This window comes from Hydrogenophaga sp. (genome assembly GCF_011772445.1).
GTDB lineage: Bacteria > Pseudomonadota > Gammaproteobacteria > Burkholderiales > Burkholderiaceae_C > Hydrogenophaga.
On sequence record NZ_WVZN01000044.1, the window covers coordinates 168,830 to 192,966 of the forward strand.

Sequence of the window (24,137 nt, forward strand, 5' to 3'; positions counted from 1 at the left end):
GCTGGCGGCGCTCAGCCGCCCAGCCAGCCCGCCAGCCGCTGGGCGTCGTCCACGCCCAGGCGCAGGGCCTGTTGCTCGGCGGGCCAGTTCAGCGTCAGGCGCAGCAGCTGCCGGTCGCGCGAGACCAGGGCCGTGAGCTTCACGCGGTCGCCGCGCAGGGCATCCACGTCGTCCAGGCGGTGCACACGCCAGGCCTCGGCGGGCGCCCCGCGCCGCGCGGGCGCGAACTCCACGCCCAGCCACTCGTCACCCGCCGCGAAGCCGGCGGCCTCGGCGGCGCCGCCGCGCAGCACGGTCTTGATGGTGAGCGCGCCGCCCGCTTCGACCAGGCGCAGGCCCAGGCGCTGGGCAAGCGGGGCAGCGTCGTGCTGCACCTTGGCGCCCAGGGCCTTGAGCAGGCGCTCGGCGGGCAGGTCATCCGTGCCGTGCACCCAGGCGGCGAGTTCGCCGTCGTAGGCGCGGCCGCCCACGCGGCGCAGCGCCGCGCGCACGTCGCTCTCGCGCATCGGGCCGCCCTCGCAGCGGCGCCAGAGCTCGCGCATGAGCTCGTCCAGTGAGCCACGGCCCTCGTCGCGCAGCGTGAGGTCCAGGCACAGCGCCACCAGCGCGCCCTTGGTGTAGTAGCTCACCGTGGCATTGGGCGTGTTCTCGCCGATGCGGTAGTACTTCACCCAGGCGTCGAAGCTGGCCTGGGCCACGCTTTGCAGCAGGCGCCCGGGCGTCTGGGTCACCTGGTTGATGTTCTTGGCCACGAGCTGCAGGTAGGTGGCGTCGTCGATCAGGCCCGCGCGCCGCAGGAACAGGTCGTCGTAGTAGCTGGTGAAGCCTTCAAAAAACCACAGCAGCTCGGTGTAGTTCTCCGCGTCATAGCCGTAGCGCGCGAATTCCCTGGGCCGCAGGCGCTTGACGTTCCAGGTGTGGAAGTACTCGTGGCTGATGAGACCCAGCAGCGTGGTGTAGCCGTCGATGGCCTTGAGCGCGCGGTCCTTGGCGCCGGCACGGGGCAGGTCGCTGCGCTGGCAGATGAGGGCGGTGCTGTTGCGGTGTTCGAGGCCGCCGTAGCCGTCGCCACTGGCGTGCAGCATGAAGACGTAGCGATCGAAGGGCGGGGCGCCGTCGCCGTGCCAGAAAGCGATCTGCGCCTCGCAGATGCGGCGCGTGTCCTCGACCAGGCGTTCGGTGTCGGCCCAGCCGCCCGCGCCGGTGAGCACGAAGCGGTGCGGCACGCCACCGGCCACGAATTCGGTGCTGAAGAAGCGGCCGAGCGTGAAGGGGCAGTCGGCGAGTTCGTCGTAGTCGGCGGCGAGGTAGTCGCCAAAGCCATCGTCGTCCGTGCGAGTGGCGCCCAGGCCGCTGGCGGCTTGCCAGCCTTCGGGCGCGGCCCCGCGTTCGAGCGCGAGCGCGTGCGGCTGGTCCTCGAATCCGAGGGCGCGCAGGCAGGTGCTGGTGGCGTTGAAGAAGCCGCGCGTGGCGTCCAGGTAGGCGGTGCGCACCGAGGCGTCGAAGGCGTAGACCTGGTAGCGAAGTTCCAGCGGCTGGCCGGCGGCGCAGTCGGCCTGCCAGCGGTGTTTGTCGAGCTGTTTGAGGGCCACCGCCTGGCCGTCCTGGTGCGCGCTCAGGTCCTGCAGGTGCTGGGAGAACTCGCGCACCAGGTAGCTGCCGGGAATCCACACCGGCAAAGCGAAGCGCTGTCCGGCGGCGGGCCGGTCGACGGTGAGCGTGACCGCGAGCAGGTGGCTGTGCGGGTTCTCCACCGCGATGCGGTAGTGAACGGCGGCGGCCGCGCGGCGCGGGGAACGGCGCCCTTGGCTCATTTGGCCTTGGCGCTCTTGAGCAGGGTCTCGAGGCGCTCGGCGTCGATGGCACCCGGCACGCGCGTGCCGTCGACGAAGAAGATGGTGGGCGTACCGTTGATGCGCAGCTCGCGCCCAAGGGCGACGTTGCGCTCCACGGCGGCGGTGTCGCAGCTGGCGCCGGGAATGGCGGTGCCGCGCAGCATCCAGTCGAGGTAGGTCTTGCCCTTGTCCTTGGCGCACCAGAGCGACTGGGCCTTCTTCACCGAATCGGGGCCGAGGATGGGGTACATGAACACGTGGATGGTCACGTCCTCGACGTCGGCCAGCGTCTTCTCCAGCCGCTTGCAGTAGCCGCAGTTGGGGTCGCTGAAGACGGCGATCTGGCGCGTGCCCTTGCCGTGCACCACCTTGAACGAATCCTTCAGCGGCAGGCTGGAGAAATCGACCGCGCTGAGTTTTTGCGTGCGCTGTTCGGTCAGGTCCACGCGGTTGCGGGTGTCGAAGATCGAGCCCTGCATCAGGTAGTTGCCCTCGCTGTCCGAGTAGAGGAGTTCGGAGCGGTTGATGCGGATTTCCCAGACGCCGGGGAAGGGCGTCTTGCTCACTTCTTCAATGGGCGGCAGGTTGGGCAGGCGCTCGCTCAGGTTCTTGCGGATGGTGGCTTCGTTGGCCGAGGCGGCGAAGGCCAGGCTGGCGAGCAGCGGCAGGCAGAGGGTCTTGAACGAGAGTTTCATGAAAGGGCCTCGGGGGAAACCGTGTGGGTGGGGCTGGCAGTTCAGAGCGACAGGCCCATGGCCTGGCGCGCGAACCAGCGCTTGAGCGGGCCGCTGCGGTGAAAGCCTGCGAGCCCGCGGTTGCGCAGCAACTGCACGCGCGGGTCGCTCAAGCCGAACAGCGAAAACAGGCCGTCGGTGACGAGCGACATGGCCTGGACATCGGCTGAGCGGGCGCGTTCGTAACGTCTGAGCAGTTTGGCGTCGCCGAGTTCTCGCCAGTACTCGCGGGCGTGCAGCACGCGGGCCAGTTCGGCGGCATCGGCCAGGCCCAGGTTCAAGCCCTGGCCGGCCAGCGGGTGCACGGCGTGGGCGGCGTCGCCGGCCAGGGCCACCGCGCCCTGCGGCGTGTGGGTGAACCAGCGCTGCGCGCGCGACAGTTGCAGCGGCCAGGCCTGCGGGGGCGCCAGCGGCGTGAGGGTGCCCAGGGCCCGGGCACAACGCGCCTGCACGGCCTCGGCGAAGGCCGCGGGCTCGGCCTTGAGCCATTCGTCGGCCTGCTGGGCCGGCAGCGACCACACCAGGGCGAGTTCGTGCCCATGGGCGCCGCCCATGGGCAGCAGGGCCAGCACCTCGCCGTGGGCGAACCACTGGCGCGCCACGCCGCCGTGTGGCTGTTCGGCGCGCAGCCGCGCGGCCAGGGCCTTGTGGGGGTAGGCGTGGGTGTCGTAGTCGATGCCCAGGGCCTGCCGGGTAGCGCTGTGGCGGCCCTCGCACACCACGGTCAGGCGGGCGGGCGGGGCCTCGGTGACCCGTTCGACGCCGGCGGCGAAGCCCACTGCGTCGGCCAGGCGTTGCTCCAGCGCGGGCACGTCCACGATCCAGGCGAGGGCCTCGGTGCCCAGCTCGCCGGCATCGAAGCCCAACTGCCCGCCATCGTCGCCCCAGACCTGCATGGCGCGCACCGGCGTCACGGCGCCGGGCACGGCGTCGGGCCAGGCGCGCAGGGACACCAGGAGGTCGCGCGAGGCCTTGTTCAAGGCGTAGGCGCGCACGTCGTGGGCGCGCGGGGAGGATTCGGGGGCCGCCAGGGCCACGCGCAGGCGGTCTTGCGCGAGCAGCAGGGCCAGCGCCTGGCCCACCACGCCGGCGCCGCGGATGGCCACGTCGGCGCGTCGGGGGGAGGATGAACTGGACATGGCGGGATTCTAGGAGCGCGGCACAATCCGGCGTTTTGCTGATACCCATACCCCGCATTCACCTACGCATCCCACCATGAGCGACAACAACGACGTGCAGGCCACCATCGAGCAACTGTGGATCTATCCCGTCAAGTCCTGCGCAGGGGTGCGTCTGGAGGAGGCCGAACTGACCGACACCGGCCTGCTCTACGACCGGGCCTGGATGGTGGTCGACGAACGGGGCGAGTTCGTGACGCAGCGCGAGTTGCCGCGCATGGCGCTGATCCAGCCCAGCTTCAAGATGGGGCAATTGGTGCTGCGCGCGCCGGGCATGCTTTCGCTGCACCTGGCCCTGGACGCGGCCGAGGACCCGGCCACCGTGCGCGTGTGGAACGACACCGTCGAGGCTTACGACATGGGCGACATCGCGGCGCAGTGGTTCAGCGATTTCCTCGGGCCGGACGCGCCGGAATCGCTCAAGCGCCTGCGCCTGGCGCGCTTCGATCCCGAGGTGCGCCGCCCCAGCGACCCGAAGTGGACCGGTGGCCGCGAGGCCGGCACCCAGTTCGCCGACGGCTTCGCGGTGTTGCTGACCAGCGCGGCCTCGCTCGATGAGCTCAACGCCCGCCTGGTGGGCGATGGTCACGCGCCTGTGGACCAGCGCCGCGTGCGACCGAACATCGTGCTCGGCGGCCTGCAGTCGCACGACGAGGACCGCGTGGGCGCGCTGACCATCACCACCGACGACGGCCCGGCCGTGATCGAACCGGTGAAACCTTGCGCGCGCTGCTCGATTCCCGACGTAGACCCCGATTCCGCGCTGCCCGGCCACGTGGTGGGCGACACGCTGCGCGGCTACCGCGCGGATGCGCGCGTGGGTGGCGCCATCACCTTCGGCATGAACGCCATCGTGCTGGAGGGCGACGGCCGCACGCTGCGCGTGGGGCAGCGCGTCAGCGCGGACTGGCGCTTCGATTGAGGCCGGCGGGCGCTGCGGCGCCGAACTGCGCGCGAAACTGAGCCGGCGTGAGGCCGGTGTGGGCGCGGAACTGTCGGGTGAAGTGCGGCTGGTCGGCAAATCCGCTGAGGTAGCCCACCTCGGCAAGCGAGGCCGTGCTGGCGGCGAGATGGTGCGCCGAATGGTTCAGGCGCGCCTGCGCGAGCAGGCCGCTGAAGTGCCCGCCCTGCCCGGCGAGCCGGCGCTGCAGGGTGCGCGGACTCAGGCCCATGGCCTGCGCCAGGCGCGCGAGTGTCCAGCCGCGCGCGGGGTCGGCTTGCAGCAGCGCGAGCGGGGTGGGCGCGTCGTCCACCGGCGTGGGGGCAATCGTGCCGCTCCATTGCCATTCCCAGGCGTGCAAGCGCGACGGCCATCGCGCCGTGGCGCGCCAGCCCTCGTCGAACAGCCAGGCCCGCGTGCCGCACGGCCGCGCGCGCAGACCCGACATGCCCAGCCGCTGCGTCAGCGCCAGCAGCAGGCCGACGACCAGCAGGTCCTCGGCGTCGGTGGGCGGTGCCGCGCGGCGCAGCGAGAGGTGGCGCAGACTCAGCGCCGCCGGGCCGGTGGCGCGCCCCTCGACGCGGTGGCGCGAGTGCACGAAGCGCTCCAGCCGCTGCCAGCGTTCCAGCAGATCGAAGGGGTCGCGCGCGGGGGCGAAGGCGGTCAGCAGGGGGTCGTCCGGCAGGTCGTGCACCGCCTCGCCCAGGCGCGCGACGACGCCGGGGCCGTGGGTCTGCCACAGGGCTTGCAGGTGCGCGCGCTTGTCGGGCAGCGCCACGCGGCCCAGGTGGGTGGGCGCGGCAGGGGGTGGCGCGATGCCCTGGCGGCGCAGGCCCTGCTGCACCACTCGCATCATCGCGGCCGGCGCGAAATCGTCCATGGCCTCAAGTCTGCGCCAGAACCGCCGGGTCGATGGGAAAGCGCGTGACCCGGTGTCCGGTGGCCGCGCGCACGGCGTTGGCGATCGCCGCCGCCGCGGCGACGATGACCGTCTCGCCGGCACCGCCCGGCGCCTCGCCTTCGTCGATCAGCACCACCGCCAGGGGAGGCAGGTCGGTCATGCGCGGGATGGGTGCGCTGGCAAAGCTGTCGCTGCCCACGCCATCGGCCGCAACCACGAGCGCGTCGCTCAGGGCCATGCCCAGGCCCCACACCAGGTTGCCTTCGCACTGGGCGCGCACGGTGTCGGGGTCGATGAGGTGGCCGCAGTCGTGCGCGCAGCCCAGGCGCGTGACGCGCACGCTGCCATCGAGCGCCACCTGAACGTCGGCTACCACGGCCGCGTGGCTGAGCTGCTTGTAGGTGCCGCAGGCCACGCCGCGTCCACTGCGCGTGGCGGTCGGCGCGGCGGGCGCGTCTGCCACGGCGGCGCGAAGCGCGCGCGCCAGGCGCGGCTCGGTGATGTGGGCCAGGCGGAAGTCGACCGGGTCCAGCCCGGCGGCGCGCGCGCACTCGTCGATGGCGGATTCGATGGCCAGGCCGTTCGGCCCCGCGCCCAGCCCGCGCCAGGGGCCGGTGAACACCGGCAGGCGGGCCAATGCGAAGCGCACGTCGGCGTTCGGCACGCGGTAGGGCAGCGCGGCACCGCGCGCCACCCCGGGGTCGCCGGCCACGGTGTCGGTGATGCGCTGCAGCCAGGCCGGTACGCCGGCCGAGGTGAAGAGGATGTGGCTGCTGGCGAAGTGGTGCTGCCAGTCGACCAGCCGGCCTTCGCGCAGTCGCGCGCGCAGGCGGTGGCTGGAGGGCGGGCGATGGAAGCCCTGGCGGAACTCCTGGGCGCGGGTCCATTGCACTTTCACGGGCGCGTGCACGGATTCGCACAGCAGAGCGGCCTCGAGCTCCACGGTGCAGATCGTCTTGCCGCCGAAGGCGCCACCGACGCGGCAGGGGTGCACGCGCACGCGATCCGCGTCGAGTCCCAGGGTCTTGCTCACCACGTCGCGCTGGTACCAGGCGTCCTGCGAGCCGACCCAGAGGTCGAGCGCGCCGTCGGTGCCCGGCACGGCCACCGCCGCGCGGGGTTCGATGGCCGCGTGGGCTGCGAAGGGAATGTCGATGCGCAGATCGACGTCCCAGGCGGGACCATCGTCCACACGGCCTTCGTCAAGCACCTCGTGCGGTGGGCGACCACGCGCGCGGTGCGCATCGATGTCGAGCAGGCGCGCGACCGTGGTGTCGTCCCGGCCGCCGCTGTCGCACAGCCAGCGCACGGCCAAGGCGGCCTCGATACGGTCGAGCGCGCCCGGCGTGCGCGCCACGATGCCCAGGCCGTCGGCCTGCGCCTGCCGCAGGCGCTTGTCGCGCACCAGGGCCACGAAGCCGGGCTCCGCCCGCGCGGCGGCCTCGTTCCAGGCCAGCGGCTGCGACGGCAGCTCGGGCGAAGTCGGCGCGCGCAGCACGCGGCCGAACAGCAGGCCGGCGGGCCGAATGTCCGCCACGTACAGCGGGGCACCGGTGACGATCTCGTGCCCGTGGACCAGCGGCAGGGGCGCGCGCGCTGGGGGGCGGCGGCGGAATGCGCGCAGGGAGGAGGCCGGCAGCGGCTCGGCGGAGAACCGCCCGTCGGTGTCGCCGCGCGCCAGGGCGTCCCGCAGCGTGGCGCAGGCCTGGGCCAGGGGCAGCGCGAAGTCGCGCACGGATTCGCTGCCCACCGTGGCGCGCACGCGGGCGGTCACCCCGGTGGCAGGCAGGGCGACCGAAACCGCCCGTGCGTCCACGCCCAGCTCGTCGGCCGCCACCTGGCGCAGCGCCGTCGCAATCTGCTGGCCCATCTCGGCGCGCGGCAACCGCAGCGTGAAGCGCCCCTCCTCGTGGTGGATCCAGCCGAGCGCGTCCTCATGGCTTGACGTCGGCCGCTTGGGAAATACCGGCAGCGTGCACCCCGGCACGGCGAAGCTCACCGCAAGGCCAGCGCTTGCCGCCAGGAAGCCACGGCGCTTCACCGCGCCACCCCGGCCAGCGCACGGGCAGCGCGGTGCACCGCCGCGCGCACGCGCTGCTGCGTGCCGCAGCGGCACAGGTGCCCCGCCAGCGCGGCGTCGATCTGCGCGTCGCTGGGCGTCGGGTGCTCGTGCAGCAGGGCCGCCGCCGCGACGATCTGGCCGGCCTGGCAGTAGCCGCATTGGGGCACGCGCTCGTCGAGCCAGGCATGCTGGACGGGGTGCAGGCCCGTCGCGGCGCTGGCCAGTCCTTCCACGGTGGTGATGCGCCGGCCGGTGACAGCGCTGGCCGGCAGCAGGCAACTGCGCGCTGGCGCGCCGTCCACCAGCACCGTGCAGGCGCCGCAATGGCCCTGCCCGCAGCCGTGCTTGGTGCCGACGAGGCCCAGGTGTTCGCGCAGCACCCAGAGCAGGCGCTCGTCGTGCCAGGCGGGCGCGATGGCCTGGCGCTGTCCATTGATGTCGAGTTCCATGGCGGGTCTCCGTATCGAGGTGCCCGCATGCTGCGCGCCGGCCAGCCGGCCGTCTTGAACGAGCGCGCCACGCGAGGCGAAAACACCCCTGGGCTACACTGCCGGGTTCGTCAAGAGGTTTCTCCCATGAGCTTGAAATGCGGCATCGTGGGCCTGCCCAACGTGGGCAAGTCCACGCTCTTCAACGCCCTCACCAAGGCCGGCATCGCGGCCGAGAACTACCCGTTCTGCACCATCGAGCCCAACACGGGCGTGGTCGAGGTGCCCGACCCGCGCCTGGCGAAGCTGGCCGAGATCGTCAAGCCCGAGCGCATCGTGCCGGCCATCGTGGAGTTCGTGGACATCGCCGGCCTGGTGGCGGGCGCGAGCAACGGCGAAGGCCTGGGCAACAAGTTCCTGGCGCACATTCGCGAGACCGACGCCATCGTCCACGTGGTGCGCTGCTTCGAAGACCCGAACGTCATCCACGTAGCCAACAAGGTCGATCCGATCGCCGACATCGAGGTCATCCAGACCGAGCTCTGCCTGGCCGACCTGGCCTCCGTGGAAAAGGCCTTGCACCGCGTGAGCAAAACCGCGCGCTCGGGCGACAAGGAGTCGATCAAGCAGATGGCCATCCTGGAAAAATGCCAGGCCGCGCTCAACGATACCCAGCCGGTGCGCACCATCGATTTCAGCAAGGAGGAGCAGGCGCAGCTCAAGCAGTTCTTCCTGATCACGGCCAAGCCTGCGATGTTCGTGGCCAACGTCTCGGAAGACGGTTTCGAGAACAACCCGCTGCTCGATCGCCTCGAGGCATTCGCTGCCAGGCAGAACGCACCCGTGGTCGCCATCTGCGCCAAGATCGAGGCCGAGCTCTCGGAGATGGACGACGCCGACCGGCTCGAATTCCTCCAGGAACTGGGACAGGAGGAGCCCGGCCTGAACCGGCTGATCCGTGCCGCCTACCAGTTGCTTGGCCTGCAGACGTACTTCACCGCCGGCGTGAAGGAAGTGCGCGCCTGGACCATTCACGTGGGTGACACCGGCCCCCAGGCCGCGGGTGTGATCCACACCGACTTCGAGAAGGGCTTCATCCGCGCCCAGACCATCGCCTTCGACGACTACATCGCCCACGGCGGCGAGCAGGGTGCGAAGGAGGCCGGCAAGATGCGCGCCGAGGGCAAGGACTACGTCGTCAAGGACGGCGACGTCATGAACTTCCTGTTCTCGGGCTGAGAGGCATCGCCTGCGCGGCGATGCACCAATGACAAGGGCCCTGAAACGGGCCCTTGTTGTTTTCGCGGGAGCAGCGGCGTTCAGCGGTCGTCCGCGCCGCCCTCGGGATCGTGTCCCGCCGAGCCTGGCGCATCGCGCAGGAAGGCCATCAGCCGGCTCAGTTCCGACTGCAGTTGCGGATCGGCCGCCGCTGCGTCGGCCAGGTGGCTGCTGCGCATCAGCGCCACCGTGGCGTCGCGCCGCGCCTGGCGGCGGGCCACGTGGTCCAGCAGCCATTCGCGGCGCGCGCTGTCCCTGGGGTTGGCCGCAGCGGATGGCGCCACGCTCGGGCGGCGGAAGATCAGGTTCCCACTCGCGGGGCCGATGGCAGGCGTTGACGGATCCGCCACTTCATGGGCGGGCGCTGCGGTCGCGTCGTCGGAAGCGGACGTGTTGGTGGACATGCGGGGCCTCAAAAAGGGATGAGTGGACGTGAGCATCAGGCACGACTCAGGCGCGCGTCAACATGGCGCTCGGTACCTTGGGCGCTTCGCCGTTGGACGAGTCCGCGCCCTCGATGTACATGGTCCACAGCAGGCGCAGGCCTTCCAGCCGCAGCAATTCGTTGGCCAGCACGATGTGCCGGTTCGACTCGTCTTCCAGGAACACGTCGTTGATCAACATCAGGGTCTCGTCCTCGTCGTCCTTGGCCAGACGCATGCTGCCCAGTTCGCCCCACAGCAGGTTGAAGGTCAGCGCGGCCGAATGAACCTTCGGCCGAGCCGCTTCGGAGGGTTCGCCCAATGCCGTGGTGAGCACCAGGCGCGTGGGGTGCTGCGCCCACTCCACCACGCACTCGCCGCCGGTTTCCAGGTGCACCAGCCAGGTGGCTTCACGCAGTTCGACCACGGCCTCGACGGCCTCGCTGTGTTCGGCCGCGGCCACCAGGCAGGCGGCGGCGTCTTCGGGAGTGCGGAGTTCGGTCATGGGGCCTCGGCGGACGGTGGCTGGGGATGTGCTGGCTTGAGTGGCGGAACGGGCCGATCGGTTCGAAACGTCCTGAGGCTAGATCGATTGACCGATGCCGGCGTCAGGGATGAAGCCTGTCGTGCGATCGGATGGGCAGACAACTTGCAGTGGGCCTGCAAATGACAAAGCGTGGCCGCCTCTTTTGAAGGCGCCACGCCGTGCTTTGGACGAATCTGGGCGATGCGCTTGCCGTCCAGTTGCAGACGTTTGTCAGACGGCCTGCTGCTTCTTTTCCTCGGCTTTCAGCAGTTCGCTGCGGTACTCGGTCAGCGCATGGCGATCACCTTCGCCGACCTGGTTCAGCAAAGCGGTGTTGTCGAGGTAGTGGTTCAGCTTGTCCAGTTCACTCGTGTCCTGATCGGCTGCCCGCTTTGGAGGGTCTGGCAGATTCCTCAGCAAAGTGGGCGCGAAATGGAGGAAGCCTCCATCCATGAGGGAATCCGACACCTCGCTCTTCGTTTTTTGAATCGCCCACGCTGTTCGCGCGTCGAGCACAGGAAGGGTCTCGTTGATGGCGTCGATCAAGCCAAGGTCGTCTGCGTCGAGGCAGGTGGTGGCGGGTTCCTGGCTCACGATCGCTTCGGTGGGGACCACTGTTGGCGTGGGCGTTTCGTTCTTGAGTTCGTGTTCGTACTGGGTGGGATAGGCGATGCGATGGGCCAGCTTGTACAACTCGTTGTCGTACTTCACCACCTTGTTGTCCGACTTTTCTTGAGGCAGGCGCTCAGCCAGATCCTTCGCCGCCTGTTGAGCAACGGGATGGGTGTTGTGCCTCTTCTGCAAATCGGCAAATGTCCGAAGCCCTTTCGCTGCGCCAGCCTTGCCGCCATGCGGATGGAGGTACTTATCTACCCAGTTGCGTTTTCCGCTGCTCAGACGTCGACCTTGAAGGCTCAGGTCGCTGCCAGGCTTGAGAAACTTCAGGGTGAGGACCAGGGACTCGGGGCTGGTCAGGGCCTTAGCCTGAACCTTTTGCTTGTACTGGTGGTCGTGATACGCCTTGATCGGCTTTTGGAGGATGCCGGGGAGTGCCATGGGGAATCTTTCGAAGGTGGGTTGACGCAATCGCCGTCAGCCTTGGGGGACCGGACCCGCGCTCTGTAACGGCCCTGCCTTGAAAGGTTCGCCTTAAGAGGTGGCTTAGGCAGCCGTCCGCGCCTGCCGCTCCGCCCATTGGCTAAGTCCGATGGCCAGGATGGCCACCCCCAGCCCCGTCCAATGCAGGTCCAGCATCCGCCCCTGCGCGATCATCACCCCACCCAGTGCCGCCCCCAGCGCCTGCCCTCCATACATGGCCGAGCTGTTCAAGGCCACCGTGGCCGGCGCCAGCGGCGGCGAGCGTTGCACCAGCCGCGCCTGCTGCGCCGAGTTGGCGGAGAAGCAACCCAGGGCCCAAGGCACCAGCACCAGCGCCTGCATCCACACCGAGCCGCGTCCCAGTGGCCAGACCAGCAGCGAGAGTGCGATCAGGCACAGGGTAATCAGCACCGCACGCGGCGCGCCCATGCGGTCGATGGAGCGGGAGATGAGCACGTTGCCCAGCAAGCCGAACGCGCCGAACCACAGGAAGAGCAGCGACAAACCGCCGCCACCCAGGCCGTGCGTCTGCGCGAAGTAGGGCGCGAAGTACGAAAACAGCGTGAACTGCGCGAAGGCCGACAGCAGCGTCACGCCCACGGCCATCATCAGCGGCGCCGAACCCAGGGCCCGGCCCCAGGATTCGCGCGACAGCGCGGCTGGCCGCACGCCGTTGGGCATGGCGCGCCACACCCAGACGCTGACTACCAGCGCCATCATCGCCACCAGCCCGAAGGCCCAGCGCCAGCCCAGCACACCGCTGATCCAGGCCGCCAGTGGCATGCCCATCACCGACGCCACCGACCAACCCAGGAACACGAAGGTGATGCCCCGACCGCGCTGCTCCGGCGGAACCAGCAAGCCGATGCAGGCCGCCGCCTGCGGCGTGAACACGGCCGGCGAAACCACGGCCAGCACGCGCAAGGGCAGCAGCGCCGCGTAGTTCGGCGCCAGCGCGCAGGCGGCGTGCAGCAGGCCATACCAGATCAGCGACCAGGTGAGGAGGCGGCGCCGGTCCCAGCCCGCCACCAGGCCGGCGAACAGTGGCGCGCCCAGGCCCATCAGGATGGCGGCTGCCGTGATCAGTTGCCCTGCCTGTGGTACCGAAATGTCCAGCGACTGGCTGATGTCATTGAGCGTGCCGGGCACCACCATCACGCCGGTACCGATGACGAAGTTGCCAACCATCAGCGCCCACAGACTGTGGGGCAGGGTGTTGCGGCTCACAGGGCCAGCCTTTCGGGAAAGAACCACAGCAGGGCGGCGGTCATGCAAAGGTAGCGCGCGAACTTGCCGATCGCCATGTAGGCCAGGCAAGGCCAGAACGGGAAGCGCAGCCAACCGGCCACCGCGCACAGCGGGTCACCCACCACGGGCAGCCAGCTCAGCAGACAGGCCTTGGGGCCGAAGCGCTCAAGCCAGCGCAGGGCGCGCAGTTCGGTGCTGTTGCCGCGCGCGCGGTCCACCAGGCGGTGGGTGCCCAGGCCCATGGCCCAGCTCACCGCGCCACCCAGGGTGTTGCCAGCGGTGGCCACCAGCACGGCGGGCCAGAAGAGCTCGGGGTTGAGCTTGATGAGCCCGAACACCGCGGGCTCGGAGCCCATGGGAAGCAGCGTCGCCGAGACGAATGCCACGACGAAGACGGTCGTCAGACCGTACTCGGGCAGAGCAAGCAGTTGGGCGAGGTGCTGGAACCAGGGGGGCATGGGCGCGGCGGGTGGGCCGCGCGGATTCTGTCACTTTCGCCTTGGCAGGCCGATCGACGGCGTGTTTAGGCCCGGCTCAGCGAAAGGACTGCGCGCGTGACTGGAAGGGGTGGCAAAGGTTTGAATGGCGCGCGCAGAGGCGTTGTTGGAACGCCGACGTCTTGCACCAGCGTCTTCGCGCTTGTCAGAAGCGGTGGCTTGTCCTCAGCCAGCGATTGCGCCGAGGTCTTGTGTGCGGCAATGATTGCCTGGCTTTCCTGGAGTGTCCTATAGACGAAATCCTTGAAAGGGCTCCCATCGGCGCTGGCGGTGCCAATCAATTGCCCCAGATGCTCGCCGTACCGCCTGAGCACGCTCCGCGCTTGAGGTGACAGCTTTTCGGAGTTGCAGTAGTCCTCAAATACCTGTTTGGTGACGGACCAGATTTTCAAGCAGGTTTCATAGTGCTTTTTTATTTCTTGGGCGTTCATGCCCAGTTGGTAATGGAATCCTCCTGGGGCATTTCCAAGCTCGTACTTTTTCTGACCGTCCTCGTTGAGTTTTCCTCGGGCGCCATCTTCGATGCACTTGACCGTGTGGTTGAAGTCACGCGCCAACAGTTCGAAGCGGGTAACGTGTTGCACCCAGGCCGAGCCCAGCGTCTCCAGTGTTACGTGGTCCATCGAGCCGTCGCTCTTTTTCAGCGCGGCCTGCACATCGCGTTGAAGTTGTTCCGTGGTGTGAATCTGCGCCTCCGTGGCATCCCCCGTGGCGAGTTGGAACTGCAGTTCGTACTGGCTGTTCACGACCTGCTCGACGGCATGCGCGAGCGTGCCCAGGGGGCTGCCGCTCTTGACCGTCTCAAGATAGGCCGGCAAGGTTTCCTGAAATGGCTGCTTCAGCTTCATTTTTCGCTGCTTGAACGCCGAGTCGCTCTCACCCACCAGTTTCGTCGGTTCGGGATCGTGTTTTTGAGCAAACGCGTGCACGCGTGGATCAATCGGCTCGAACTTGCCTTCTTCGCTGAATTTGGGTCGGGTCGCCGCTTCCATGACGGCCTTGACGGCCCTGAGTTGGAAGAAATTCATGTAGCCAGACAACTGGTTCAACTCATTCTGCAGTTCGTGGGTCGACTGGGTGGGTGGGTACGCCGTCGACAAGTCCGGCGTGGCGGCATTGCCAAGCGGTCGCTTGGGCATAGGCCGATGCAACGCCTTCTTGGATCGGGTCGAATAGGTTGAGTAGGCTGTCCTCTTGTTGGCTTCCGGAGGAGGGTTGTTCTCAAACAATTTGGCGGCGTTGAGCGACCTGTCCGGACTCTTGCCGTGATCCCTTGCTTTTCTGGCCACTCCACTTTTTTTGATATGGATGACGTGGGTGTCCGGTAGCCGTTGGAGGTCCTCGACGTCAACCCTTTTGTCGGTGGTATCTGGAAGCCGCAAGCTCTTTACGTCGCTATTGATGCGCTTGGCGTTGTCGTGGATGCGTCCCATGTCTGATGAAGCTGAGCTTTGATCTGAGTGAAAGTGTGAGGGGAATGGGTGGAAACCGGCTGGAGCCACGTGACTGTGTTGTCCCGCCTCGCGAAGCGCTGCACTGCTCGGCCCGCTATTCAGCGTCGGTTGGGTGACGGGCCCGTCAAAGCTGTTCCGGGCTTAGGCCATTGCTGAAAATTTGGGCAGATACAATCCGCCCTCCGCCGCCGGACCGCACCGGCCCCTTCTGTCCGAACCGCCGCCACGCCAGTTCCGCCCCGCCATGCAGATCGGCGCCCACGTCCTGCCCAACGCCCTGTTCGTCGCGCCCATGGCCGGTGTGACGGACCGGCCTTTCCGCAAGCTGTGCAAGCGGCTGGGGGCGGGCTACGCGGTGAGCGAGATGGTGACCAGCCGGCGCGAGCTGTGGGACAGCCTCAAGACCTCGCGCCGCGCCAATCACGAGGGCGAACCCGCGCCGATCTCCGTGCAGATCGCCGGCACGGATCCGCAGTCCATGGCCGATGCCGCGCGCTACAACGTCGACCGCGGCGCGCAGATCATCGACATCAACATGGGCTGCCCGGCCAAGAAGGTGTGCAACAAGTGGGCAGGCAGCGCGCTCATGCAGGACGAGGCGCTCGCGATCGGCATCGTCGAGGCCGTGGTGCGGGCCTGTGAGCCGCATGGCGTACCGGTCACGCTCAAGATGCGCACCGGCTGGTGCGACGCGGTGCGCAACGCGCCCGTGCTGGCCGTGGCGGCCGAGAGCGCTGGCGTGCAGATGCTCACCGTGCATGGCCGGACGCGCGAGCAGGGCTACAAGGGCCAGGCCGAACACGACACCGTGGCGAACATCAAGAGCCGCGCGCGCATTCCGGTGGTGGCCAATGGCGACATCGACTCTCCCGAGGCCGCGCGCGAGGTCCTGCGGCGCACCGGCGCCGACGCGATCATGGTCGGCCGAGCCGCCCAAGGCCGTCCCTGGATCTTCCGCGAGATTGCTCACTTCCTCTCGACTGGCGAGCACCTGCCCCCGCCCGGCCTGGAGCAGGTCAAGACCTGGTTGCTGGAGCACCTCGACGACCACTACGACCTGTACGGCGAGAGCACGGGCGTACGCAGCGCGCGCAAGCACCTGGGCTGGTACGTGCAGTCGCTGCCTTTGCCGCCCGGTGAGGCCGCGCGTTTTCGCGCGGGTGTCAACGCCACCCACACCATCGATGACCAACGCCGTGTCGTCAGCCGGGCTTTCGATGTCTGGATCGACGCGGACTTCGGCGCCATCGCCGACTGGAAGCTGGCCGCATGAAAAAGACCAATACGCTGGACGAGTGCATCCGCGACAGCCTGGAGGCCTATTTCCGCGACCTCGATGGCACCGAGCCCGCCAACCTGCACGACATGCTGTTGAAGGCGGTGGAGCGCCCCCTGCTCGAGGTGGTGATGGCCCAGGCGCAGTACAACCAGTCGCGCGCGGCGCAATGGCTGGGCCTGAACCGCAACACCCTGCGCAAGAAGCTGCTCGACCACGGCCTTCTCGACTGAATTTCCAACCTTCCCTGCTACCCATGCGCGCACTCATCTCCGTTTCCGACAAGACCGGCGTGGTCGACCTCGCCCGTTCGCTGCACGCGCTCGGCGTGACCCTGCTCTCCACCGGCGGCACCGCCAAGCTGCTGGCTGATCAAGGCCTTCCCGTGACCGAAGTGGCCGAAGTCACTGGATTCCCCGAAATGCTCGACGGCCGCGTGAAGACGCTGCATCCCAAGGTACACGGCGGCTTGCTGGCGCGGCGCGACCTGCCCGAGCACATGGCCGCGCTGCGCGAGCACGGCATCGAGACCATCGACATCCTGGTGGTGAACCTGTACCCGTTCGAGGCCACGGTGGCCAAGGCCGGCTGCACGCTGGCGGACGCCATCGAGAACATCGACATCGGTGGCCCGGCCATGGTGCGCAGCGCGGCCAAGAACTGGAAGGACGTGGCGGTGCTCACCGACGCGTCGCAGTACGCTGGCGTGGTCGAGGAACTCAAGGCCAGCGGCAAGCTGAGCGACAAGACCCGCTTCGCCCTGTCGGTGGCCGCGTTCAACCGCATCAGCAACTACGACGGCGCGATCAGCGACTACCTCTCGTCCATCGAGTTCGACGAAGCCGCCGAGGTGCCGACGCGCAACGCCTACGCAGCGCAGGCCAACGGCCGCTTCATCAAGCTGCAGGACCTGCGCTACGGCGAGAACCCGCATCAGACGGCCGCGTTCTACCGCGACCTGTATCCGGCCCCGGGTTCGCTCGTCACCGCGAAGCAACTGCAGGGCAAGGAGCTTTCGTACAACAACATCGCCGACGCCGACGCGGCCTGGGAATGCGTCAAGAGCTTCGACGAGCCGGCCTGCGTGATCGTCAAGCACGCCAACCCCTGCGGCGTGGCCGTGGGCAGCGGCCCGCTGCAGGCCTACCAGAAGGCCTTCCAGACCGACCCCACCAGCGCATTCGGCGGCATCATCGCGCTCAATCGCCCGCTCGACGGCGCCGCGGCCGAAGCGATCAGCAAGCAGTTCGTCGAGGTGCTCATGGCGCCGGGCTACTCGCCCGAGGCGCTGGCGGTGTTCAAGGCCAAGGCCAATGTCCGAGTGCTGCAGATCGACCTGCCACCGGGTGGTCCTACCGCCTGGGACAAGGGCCTGAACCTGTCGGACGTGAAGCGTGTGGGCTCGGGCCTGCTGATCCAGTCGGCCGACAACCACGTGCTCCAGCGCGAAGACTTGAAGGTGGTGACGAAGCTGCAACCTACGCCGCAGCAACTGGATGACCTTCTGTTCGCATGGAAGGTGGCCAAGTTCGTCAAATCCAACGCCATCGTCTTCTGCAAGGACGGCATGACCATGGGCGTGGGCGCGGGACAGATGAGCCGCCTCGATTCGGCGCGCATCGCCAGCATCAAGGCAGGACACGCCAAGCTCTCCCTGCAAGGAACGGCGGTGGCCAGCGATGCCTTTTTCCCGTTCCGCGACGGCCTGGACGTGGTGGTCGATGCCGGTGCGAGCTGCGTGATCCAGCCCGGTGGCTCCATGCGCGACCAGGAGGTCATCGATGCCGCGAATGAGCGCGGTGTGGCGATGGTGTTCTCCGGGGTGCGGCACTTTCGGCACTGACTCCGGCAGCGGCCTGCGGGCCGCTTCCCCCCTTCCAGGGTGCGTCGCCCGCGGCCCAGCCAAGCCGGTACCGCGGCGACTCTCGACGAGTCATGCCGCTCGCGGCAGCGTCTTGAACACCTCTTGCGCCGCCGCCACGGTGTCGGCGATGTCCTGCTCGCTGTGGGCCGCGCTCACGAAGCCGGCCTCGTACAGCGCGGGCGCGATGTAGACGCCGCGGTCGAGCAAGCCGTGGAACAGCGCGTTGAACCTCGCCCCCTCGGTCTTCATCACGGCCTGGTAGTTCTGAGGCAATTCCGGCATCAGGAAGAAGCCGAACATGCCGCCCTCGGCGTCCACGCAAAACGGCACGCCCGCCTGGTCGGCAGCGGTCTTGAGGCCATCCACCAACTGGCGCGTGCGCGCCGACAAGGCCTCGTAGAAGCCGGGCCTGCGAATCTCGGCCAGCGTGGCCAGTCCGCAGGCCGTGGCCACCGGGTTGCCCGACAGCGTGCCCGCCTGATAGACCGGTCCCAGCGGTGCGAGCTGCTCCATCACCGCGCGCTTGCCGCCAAAGGCCGCCAGCGGCATGCCGCCGCCGATGACCTTGCCCATCACGGTCATGTCCGGCTCGAAGCCGGGAATCAGCTTCGCGTAGACGCTCTGTGCGCCACCCAAGGCCACGCGAAAGCCGGTCATGACCTCGTCGAACACCAGCAGGGCGCCATGGCGGGTGCACAGCTCGCGGCAGCGCTTCATGAAAGGCACGCTGGCGCGCACGAAGTTCATGTTGCCTGCGATCGGTTCGATCATGAGGCAGGCGATGTCGGCGCCGTGCTCGGCAAAGGCGGCCTCGAGCTGCTGGGGGTTGTTGTACTCGAGCACCAGGGTGTGCTGCACCACCTCGGGTGGCACGCCTGCGCTGGTCGGGTTGCCGAAGGTGGCCAGGCCCGAGCCGGCCTTCACCAGCAGCGCGTCGGCGTGACCGTGGTAGCAGCCCTCGAACTTGATGATCTTGCGCCGGCCGGTGGCGCCGCGCGCCAGGCGCATGGCGCTCATGGCGGCCTCGGTGCCCGAGCTCACGAGGCGCACCATCTCGAGGCTCGGCACCAAGTCCACGATGGCTTGCGCCAGCTCGACCTCGCGTTCGGTGGGGGCGCCGAACGAGAAGCCGTCGAGCACGGCCTTCTGGACCGCTTCGAGCACCGCCGGATGGCCATGGCCCAGGATCATGGGGCCCCAGGAGCCGATGTAATCGATGTGGCGCTGGCCGTTGGCGTCCCAGAAGTAGGCGCCTTGGGCGCGTTGCACGAAGCGCGGCGTACCTCCCACGGCGCGAAAGGCGCGCACTGGCGAATTGACGCCGCCGGGAATCAGGATCTTGGCGCGCTCGAACAGGTCCAGGTTGCGATCGGGCATGGGGTCAGTGTCGGGTGGTGTCCAGTGGGAAGTCGCCAGCGTCCAGCGCACTGTCGGGCGCGCCAGGGTCGGCCGGAGAATCGTCATCGGGCGCGGGTTCGTCCTCGTGGGCCCAGAACAGGCGATCGGGCACGGCGTGGCCCATGCCAGGCTGGAAGCCGGCGTCGAGGCACTGATCCAGATAGGTCAGGGCTTCTGCGCAGGCGGTCTGCAGGTCGGCCCCGCTGGCAATGAGTGCGCACAGCGCGGCCGACAGGGTGTCGCCGGCACCGGCGAAAGTGGCCTCGAAACGCTCATAGCGGGCAGTGGCCAGCACGGTTTCAGGCGAAGCCAGGTGGCTCTCGAGGTGCTGGTCGGCTGCATTGAAGCCAGTGACCAGGGTGTAGGGCACACCGTGCACCGCAGCGGCCCGTGCCACCTCGCGCGGGCCAGGCGGGCGGTCCCCTTCCCACTCGGGCAGCAGCCAGCGGCACAGGGTGCTGTGATTGCCGACCAGTACCGTGGTCTGCGGCAACAGCAGTTCGGTGCAGGCGTCCAGGTAGTTCTCTATGTCGAGCTCATCCCACCAGGACAGGTCCGGCATGTAAGTGATCACCGGCACTTCGGTGTAGTCGCTGGTGATCTGGGCCACCGCGCTGAGGTTCTCGGGCGTTCCCACGAACCCGACCTTGATGGCCCTTACGGGCATATCCTCCAGTGCGCAGCGCGCCTGGTCGACCACCGCTTCCTCATCCAGACTGAAATGGTCGCGGATGGCGGAGGTGTCGCGCACGTAGGCGCCTGTGACCACGGGCAGCACATAGGTGGAGGCGCTGGCCATGGCGGTGAGGTCGGCACTCAGGCCGCCGGCCCCACTCGGGTCGTTGGCGTTGAACGTCATCACGCAAGGCAGGGCGGACTCGCCCGGGGCCGTCGTGGCCTCGCGGTCGACGGAGGAATCGGCGGGGTCGGACATGGTGGGGATTGTGCGGGCTGCGCCGGCTGGCTGGCACTGTGGTGCAAGGGCCTCTGGACGCCGGCCATTCGCCTGTGAAATCACGCCGCAGAGCGCTTGAACAGGCTGGATACAATCGTTGCATTCTACGATACAGACCACAAAAACCATGAGTGACAGCAAGACTTGGATGTGCCTGATCTGCGGCTGGATCTATGACGAAGCAGCAGGCGCACCCGAGCACGGCATCCCTGCCGGCACCCTCTGGGCCGACGTCCCGATGAACTGGACCTGCCCCGAATGCGGCGCCCGCAAGGAAGATTTCGAAATGGTTCAGATCTGAGCGGACGGCTGCCTCGCGGCTGCCGATCCATTGTCCTGGTCCGGGTGGGCTGCCACGCCGGGCCCGATTGTGGTTGAGGAGCCCGTCCATCGTGAGTGCATCGCCTGCCCTGAAGGTTCTCGTCGTCGACGACAGCAACACCATCCGGCGCAGCGCCGAGATCTTCCTCAAGCAGGGCGGCCACGAGGTGCTGCTGGCCGACGATGGCTTCGACGCCCTGGCCAAGATCAACGACTATCAGCCCGATCTGGTTTTCTGCGACATCCTGATGCCGCGACTGGATGGCTATCAGACCTGCGCGATCATCAAGCGCAACGCCCGCTTCGCGGGCATTCCGGTCGTCATGCTCTCGTCCAAGGACGGCGTCTTCGACAAGGCGCGCGGCCGCATGGTCGGGTCCCAGGACTACCTCACCAAGCCATTCACCAAAGACCAATTGCTGCAAGCCGTGCAGCAGTTCGGCGCCAACCTCAACGGAGTTTCCTGATGCCCATCCACAAGATCCTCGTCGTCGACGATTCGAAGACCGAGCTCATGGTCCTGTCGGATCTGTTGACCAAAAACGGCTACACCGTGCGCACCGCCGAGAATGCGGACGAGGCCTTTCGTCGTCTTGGTGAGGAAAAGCCCGATCTCATTTTGATGGACGTGGTGATGCCCGGCCAGAATGGCTTTCAGTTGACGCGTGCCATCACGCGCGATCCTCAGTATTCGAGCATCCCCATCGTCATGTGCACCAGCAAGAACCTGGAGACGGACCGTGTATGGGGCATGCGGCAGGGCGCTCGCGACTACGTCACCAAGCCCGTCAACGGCGAAGAGTTGCTTTCCAAGATCCGCGCGCTGGCCTGACGCGCACCCCGGACACCAACAGCATGGCCAAACGACAGTCGCTGAAAGAACTCCAGGAACGACTGGCTCAGCGTCTCACGGCTGCGAAATCCGAGGCGCTGACCGCGACGTGGCTTGCCATTGAGGCGGGAGGCCGCCGCTACCTGCTGCCATTGGTGCAGTCCGGGGAGATCTTTCCGTGGTCAACCGTGCAGGCCGTGCCCTACACCAAGTCCTGGTACGTGGGTGTGGCCAATCTGCGTGGGGGTTTGCACGGCGTGGTTGATCTGGCGGAGCTCGTTCAAGGATCGGCGCGTCGAGCAATCCGCCCGGCCGAACGCATCACATCCGAATCCCGCCTGGTGAGTCTGCATGGCGCGCTGGGGCTGAACGCCGTGCTGTGGATCGACCGCTTGTTGGGTCTGCGCAATCCAGGTGCATTCAGCGCTGTGGGCGAACGCCCGCCCGAAGCGCCCGGCTATGTGACCCGTGTGCTCGTCGATGCGCAAGGGCAGGACTGGCAAGAGCTGGACCTGCAACTGCTGGTGAGCGAACCCGAATTTCTGGCCGTCGCGGCCTGACGAAGCCGATACCCGGCACCCGACGTTTTCGTCACCTGTTGTGAGTTGGAAGGTAAACCATGGCCACGCTTGATCGATTCCAAGGGCTGTTCTCCAAGAAGAACAAGGAGGCGGATGAGCCTGACCTGGCCGGTGTGACCGATCAGGAGATCGCCGAGCTCGCCGCCGCCCGGCTGGCGCCTGACGCCCATTCTGGGGACATCGACGACAACCTGCTGATCACGGAGGACGATGGCGAGGTCACCAAAGACGCGCTGGTGTCGCTGCCCATTCTGGGACGCCGTCCGGCCGAACAGCACCAGCGTTCGTTGGCGGTGCTGCTGGCTTTCGCGCTGCTCGTGCTTGGTGCCATCACGTTCTTCGTGTTGAGCCAGGCAGAAAAGATCAGCCAACAGGTGGCGGCCAGCGGCCAGGCGCTCATGCAGTCGCAGCGTCTGGCCAAGAGCGTGTCGCAGGCGCTGGTGGGCAGCCCCACGGCCTTCCCTGAAGTGCGCGACAGCGCGAGCGTGCTGGCCACCAGCGTGCGCGGTCTCAAACAGGGCGACAGCAACATGTCGATTGAGCCGCTGGGCCCCGAGTATGGTGGTGCCCTCGACGACCTGCTGCCGCGCATCGACGCCGCTGAACGCAACGCGTCGGCCGTGCTGGGCCAGCAGGCCACGCTGACGCAGGTGGGTGCCGCCCTGCGCACGATCAACCGCCAGTCGTCCGACCTGCTGGAGATCGCCGAAACGATTTCCTCCCTCAAGCTGCAGCAGAACGCACCGGCGGCTGAAATCTCCGCCTCCGGCCAGTTGGTGATGCTGACGCAGCGCATCGGCAAGTCGGCCAACGAGTTCCTCACGCTGGAGGGGGTCAGCCCCGAGGCCGTGTTCCTGCTCGGTAAAGACCTGATCACCTTCAAGGAGGTTGCGGACGGCCTGCTCAAGGGCAGCGACGAACTGCGGCTGGTGGCCGCGCGCGACCCGCAGGTGCGCGAGCGACTGCAGGTGCTGCTGCAGCGCTATGAGGAAACCCGTGTCGAGGCCGGCGCGATTCTCGGCAACCTGCAAGGCCTGGTGGCCGCGCGCGAGGCGCAGGCCGCCATCGTGGCCGACAGCGAGGCATTGCGCGTGGGACTGGAGAAGCTGCAGCAGGACCTGTCCGGCCGCTCCGGCCTCGGTGGTGGTCAACTGCTGGCCCTGGCGCTGTCCACGGTGTTCGCGCTGTTGTGCGCGGGCGGCCTGGCGTACGTTCAACTGCAGGACAGCCGGCAGCGCCAGATGATGGCCGAAGGCCAGCGGTTGGCGGCCGAGGCCCAGGAGCAGGAAGCCAAGCGCGTCAACGACGCCAACCAGGCTGCCATTCTTCGCCTGATGAACGAACTGCAAACGGTGGCCGAAGGCGATCTGACGCAGGAAGCCACCGTGACGGAAGACATCACGGGCGCCATCGCCGACTCGGTGAACTACACCGTGGAAGAACTTCGGTCGCTGGTGGGCAACGTTCAGGCCACGGCCACTCGGGTGGCGCAGACGACTTCAGCGGTGGAGAACACCTCGACCGAACTGCTCGCGGCTTCCACCGAGCAGCTGCGCGAGATTCGCGAAACCGGCCAGTCGGTGCTCGACATGGCGCAGCGCATCAACCAGGTGTCCAGCCAGGCTCAGGAGTCGGCCCAGGTGGCCCGCGCTTCTCTGGAGGCAGCAGAGTCCGGGCTGCAGGCCGTGCAGGACGCGATCGGCGGTATGAACGCCATTCGCGACCAGATTCAGGAAACCTCCAAGCGGATCAAGCGGCTGGGTGAGTCCTCGCAGGAGATCGGTGAAATCACCGAGCTGATCTCGGACATTACCGAACAAACCAACGTGCTCGCGCTCAACGCTGCCATCCAGGCGGCCTCCGCGGGTGAAGCGGGTCGCGGCTTCTCGGTGGTGGCGGAAGAGGTGCAGCGACTGGCCGAACGCTCGGCCGACGCCACGCGCCAGATCGCGGCGCTCGTGAAAGCCATTCAGACCGACACACAGGATGCGGTGGCCGCCATGGAGCGGTCCACCCAGGGTGTGGTCGCGGGGGCGAGGCTGTCCGACAACGCTGGCACCGCGCTGTCCGAAATCGACCGCGTGTCGCGTCGACTCGCGGACCTCATTGAGCAGATCTCGACCGCCGCTTCTCGCGAAGCCGAATCGGCCAACGAGGTGGCGGGCAGCATTCAGCACATTTTTGCGGTGACCGAGCAGACCGGTGAAGGCACGCGGTCCACGGCCCAACAGGTGCGCGAACTGTCGGCCATGGCCGAGGAACTGCGTCAATCGGTGGCCCGATTCAAGATCGCCTGACACCGGCCACGT

The 24,137-nt window shown here is 67.8% G+C and carries 24 protein-coding genes; 10 read left to right on the forward strand and 14 right to left on the reverse strand.

From position 1 onward, the window contains the following. Window positions 1-11 precede the first annotated feature (11 nt). From GTO19_RS17910 to GTO19_RS17920, 3 genes are read right to left on the reverse strand one after another with little or no spacing between them, the layout of a single operon-like run. On the reverse strand, window positions 12-1,814 hold the full coding sequence (locus GTO19_RS17910; protein ID WP_291020491.1) for a peptidase M61: 1,803 nt from the start codon (window positions 1,812-1,814) through the stop codon (window positions 12-14). After that, entirely contained in the window at window positions 1,811-2,530 is a 720-nt protein-coding gene (locus GTO19_RS17915) for a DsbC family protein (RefSeq protein WP_291020492.1), read from the reverse strand. Before GTO19_RS17915 ends, GTO19_RS17910 begins: the two co-directional genes overlap by 4 nt. 41 nt (window positions 2,531-2,571) lie before the next feature. Further along, window positions 2,572-3,708, reverse strand: coding sequence for an FAD-dependent monooxygenase (locus GTO19_RS17920; RefSeq protein ID WP_291020494.1), 1,137 nt, complete (start codon window positions 3,706-3,708; stop codon window positions 2,572-2,574). 76 nt (window positions 3,709-3,784) lie between these two features. Between GTO19_RS17920 and GTO19_RS17925 the strand changes: the two genes are divergently transcribed. Next, window positions 3,785-4,669, forward strand: coding sequence for an MOSC N-terminal beta barrel domain-containing protein (locus tag GTO19_RS17925; protein ID WP_291020496.1), 885 nt, complete (start codon window positions 3,785-3,787; stop codon window positions 4,667-4,669). On the opposite strand, the gene GTO19_RS17930 is transcribed toward GTO19_RS17925, so the two are convergent. From GTO19_RS17930 to GTO19_RS17940, 3 genes are read right to left on the reverse strand one after another with little or no spacing between them, the layout of a single operon-like run. Beyond that, a complete protein-coding gene (locus tag GTO19_RS17930) occupies window positions 4,644-5,567 on the reverse strand; it encodes an AraC family transcriptional regulator (protein WP_291020498.1) in 924 nt (307 codons plus the stop codon). The two genes, GTO19_RS17925 and GTO19_RS17930, sit on opposite strands and share 26 nt — an antisense overlap. 4 nt (window positions 5,568-5,571) lie before the next feature. Next, on the reverse strand, window positions 5,572-7,629 hold the full coding sequence (locus GTO19_RS17935; protein WP_291020500.1) for a molybdopterin cofactor-binding domain-containing protein: 2,058 nt from the start codon (window positions 7,627-7,629) through the stop codon (window positions 5,572-5,574). After that, on the reverse strand, window positions 7,626-8,099 hold the full coding sequence (locus tag GTO19_RS17940) for a (2Fe-2S)-binding protein (protein ID WP_291020502.1): 474 nt from the start codon (window positions 8,097-8,099) through the stop codon (window positions 7,626-7,628). Before GTO19_RS17940 ends, GTO19_RS17935 begins: the two co-directional genes overlap by 4 nt. A 126-nt stretch (window positions 8,100-8,225) precedes the next feature. On the opposite strand from GTO19_RS17940, the gene ychF reads away from it, so the two are divergent. Beyond that, the gene (gene ychF, locus GTO19_RS17945) at window positions 8,226-9,317 is read left to right on the forward strand and encodes a redox-regulated ATPase YchF (RefSeq protein WP_291020504.1); all 1,092 of its coding nucleotides are present in this window, start codon (window positions 8,226-8,228) and stop codon (window positions 9,315-9,317) included. 80 nt (window positions 9,318-9,397) lie between these two features. Here the strand turns inward: ychF and GTO19_RS17950 are convergent, their stop codons facing one another. The 6 genes from GTO19_RS17950 to GTO19_RS17975 form a co-directional block, all read right to left on the reverse strand. Beyond that, window positions 9,398-9,760, reverse strand: coding sequence for a hypothetical protein (locus tag GTO19_RS17950; RefSeq protein ID WP_291020506.1), 363 nt, complete (start codon window positions 9,758-9,760; stop codon window positions 9,398-9,400). 46 nt (window positions 9,761-9,806) lie between these two features. Continuing rightward, window positions 9,807-10,283 carry a type III secretion system chaperone gene (locus tag GTO19_RS17955; protein ID WP_291020508.1) on the reverse strand — a complete coding sequence of 159 codons (477 nt, stop codon included), beginning with the start codon at window positions 10,281-10,283 and terminating at the stop codon, window positions 9,807-9,809. Between the two features lie 252 nt (window positions 10,284-10,535). After that, entirely contained in the window at window positions 10,536-11,360 is an 825-nt protein-coding gene (locus GTO19_RS17960) for a hypothetical protein (RefSeq protein WP_291020511.1), read from the reverse strand. A 105-nt stretch (window positions 11,361-11,465) separates the two neighbouring features. Further along, entirely contained in the window at window positions 11,466-12,629 is a 1,164-nt protein-coding gene (locus GTO19_RS17965; RefSeq protein WP_291020513.1) for an MFS transporter, read from the reverse strand. Then, window positions 12,626-13,108 (reverse strand): YqaA family protein, encoded by a 483-nt coding sequence (locus GTO19_RS17970; protein ID WP_291020515.1) that lies wholly within the window; start codon window positions 13,106-13,108, stop codon window positions 12,626-12,628. The genes GTO19_RS17965 and GTO19_RS17970 overlap by 4 nt, the downstream gene beginning before the upstream one ends. Window positions 13,109-13,173: 65 nt before the next feature. Further along, window positions 13,174-14,580, reverse strand: a complete 1,407-nt coding sequence (locus GTO19_RS17975; protein ID WP_291020517.1) for a hypothetical protein — start codon at window positions 14,578-14,580, stop codon at window positions 13,174-13,176. A gap of 265 nt (window positions 14,581-14,845) precedes the next feature. On the opposite strand from GTO19_RS17975, the gene dusB reads away from it, so the two are divergent. From dusB to purH, 3 genes are read left to right on the forward strand one after another with little or no spacing between them, the layout of a single operon-like run. Next, window positions 14,846-15,874, forward strand: coding sequence for a tRNA dihydrouridine synthase DusB (dusB, locus tag GTO19_RS17980; protein ID WP_291020518.1), 1,029 nt, complete (start codon window positions 14,846-14,848; stop codon window positions 15,872-15,874). Then, window positions 15,871-16,110 carry a Fis family transcriptional regulator gene (locus tag GTO19_RS17985; RefSeq protein ID WP_291020520.1) on the forward strand — a complete coding sequence of 80 codons (240 nt, stop codon included), beginning with the start codon at window positions 15,871-15,873 and terminating at the stop codon, window positions 16,108-16,110. Before dusB ends, GTO19_RS17985 begins: the two co-directional genes overlap by 4 nt. A gap of 23 nt (window positions 16,111-16,133) precedes the next feature. Continuing rightward, entirely contained in the window at window positions 16,134-17,720 is a 1,587-nt protein-coding gene (gene purH, locus GTO19_RS17990) for a bifunctional phosphoribosylaminoimidazolecarboxamide formyltransferase/IMP cyclohydrolase (protein WP_291020522.1), read from the forward strand. Between the two features lie 90 nt (window positions 17,721-17,810). Here purH and hemL read toward each other — a convergent pair whose 3' ends face one another. After that, window positions 17,811-19,118, reverse strand: a complete 1,308-nt coding sequence (gene hemL, locus GTO19_RS17995; protein ID WP_291020524.1) for a glutamate-1-semialdehyde 2,1-aminomutase — start codon at window positions 19,116-19,118, stop codon at window positions 17,811-17,813. Between the two features lie 4 nt (window positions 19,119-19,122). After that, window positions 19,123-20,073 carry a bifunctional hydroxymethylpyrimidine kinase/phosphomethylpyrimidine kinase gene (locus tag GTO19_RS18000; protein WP_291020526.1) on the reverse strand — a complete coding sequence of 317 codons (951 nt, stop codon included), beginning with the start codon at window positions 20,071-20,073 and terminating at the stop codon, window positions 19,123-19,125. Between the two features lie 148 nt (window positions 20,074-20,221). Between GTO19_RS18000 and GTO19_RS18005 the strand changes: the two genes are divergently transcribed. The 5 genes from GTO19_RS18005 (at window position 20,222) to GTO19_RS18025 (ending at window position 24,125) form a co-directional block, all read left to right on the forward strand. Then, window positions 20,222-20,395 (forward strand): rubredoxin, encoded by a 174-nt coding sequence (locus GTO19_RS18005; protein ID WP_291020529.1) that lies wholly within the window; start codon window positions 20,222-20,224, stop codon window positions 20,393-20,395. Between the two features lie 91 nt (window positions 20,396-20,486). Then, window positions 20,487-20,882: a response regulator gene (locus GTO19_RS18010; RefSeq protein WP_009517772.1), complete on the forward strand. Its 396-nt coding sequence runs from the start codon at window positions 20,487-20,489 to the stop codon at window positions 20,880-20,882. After that, window positions 20,882-21,247, forward strand: a complete 366-nt coding sequence (locus GTO19_RS18015; RefSeq protein ID WP_009517771.1) for a response regulator — start codon at window positions 20,882-20,884, stop codon at window positions 21,245-21,247. Before GTO19_RS18010 ends, GTO19_RS18015 begins: the two co-directional genes overlap by 1 nt. Before the next feature lie 23 nt (window positions 21,248-21,270). Continuing rightward, window positions 21,271-21,807, forward strand: coding sequence for a chemotaxis protein CheW (locus GTO19_RS18020; RefSeq protein ID WP_291020533.1), 537 nt, complete (start codon window positions 21,271-21,273; stop codon window positions 21,805-21,807). Between the two features lie 59 nt (window positions 21,808-21,866). Then, on the forward strand, window positions 21,867-24,125 hold the full coding sequence (locus tag GTO19_RS18025) for a methyl-accepting chemotaxis protein (protein WP_291020535.1): 2,259 nt from the start codon (window positions 21,867-21,869) through the stop codon (window positions 24,123-24,125). The last annotated feature ends 12 nt before the right edge of the window (window positions 24,126-24,137 follow it).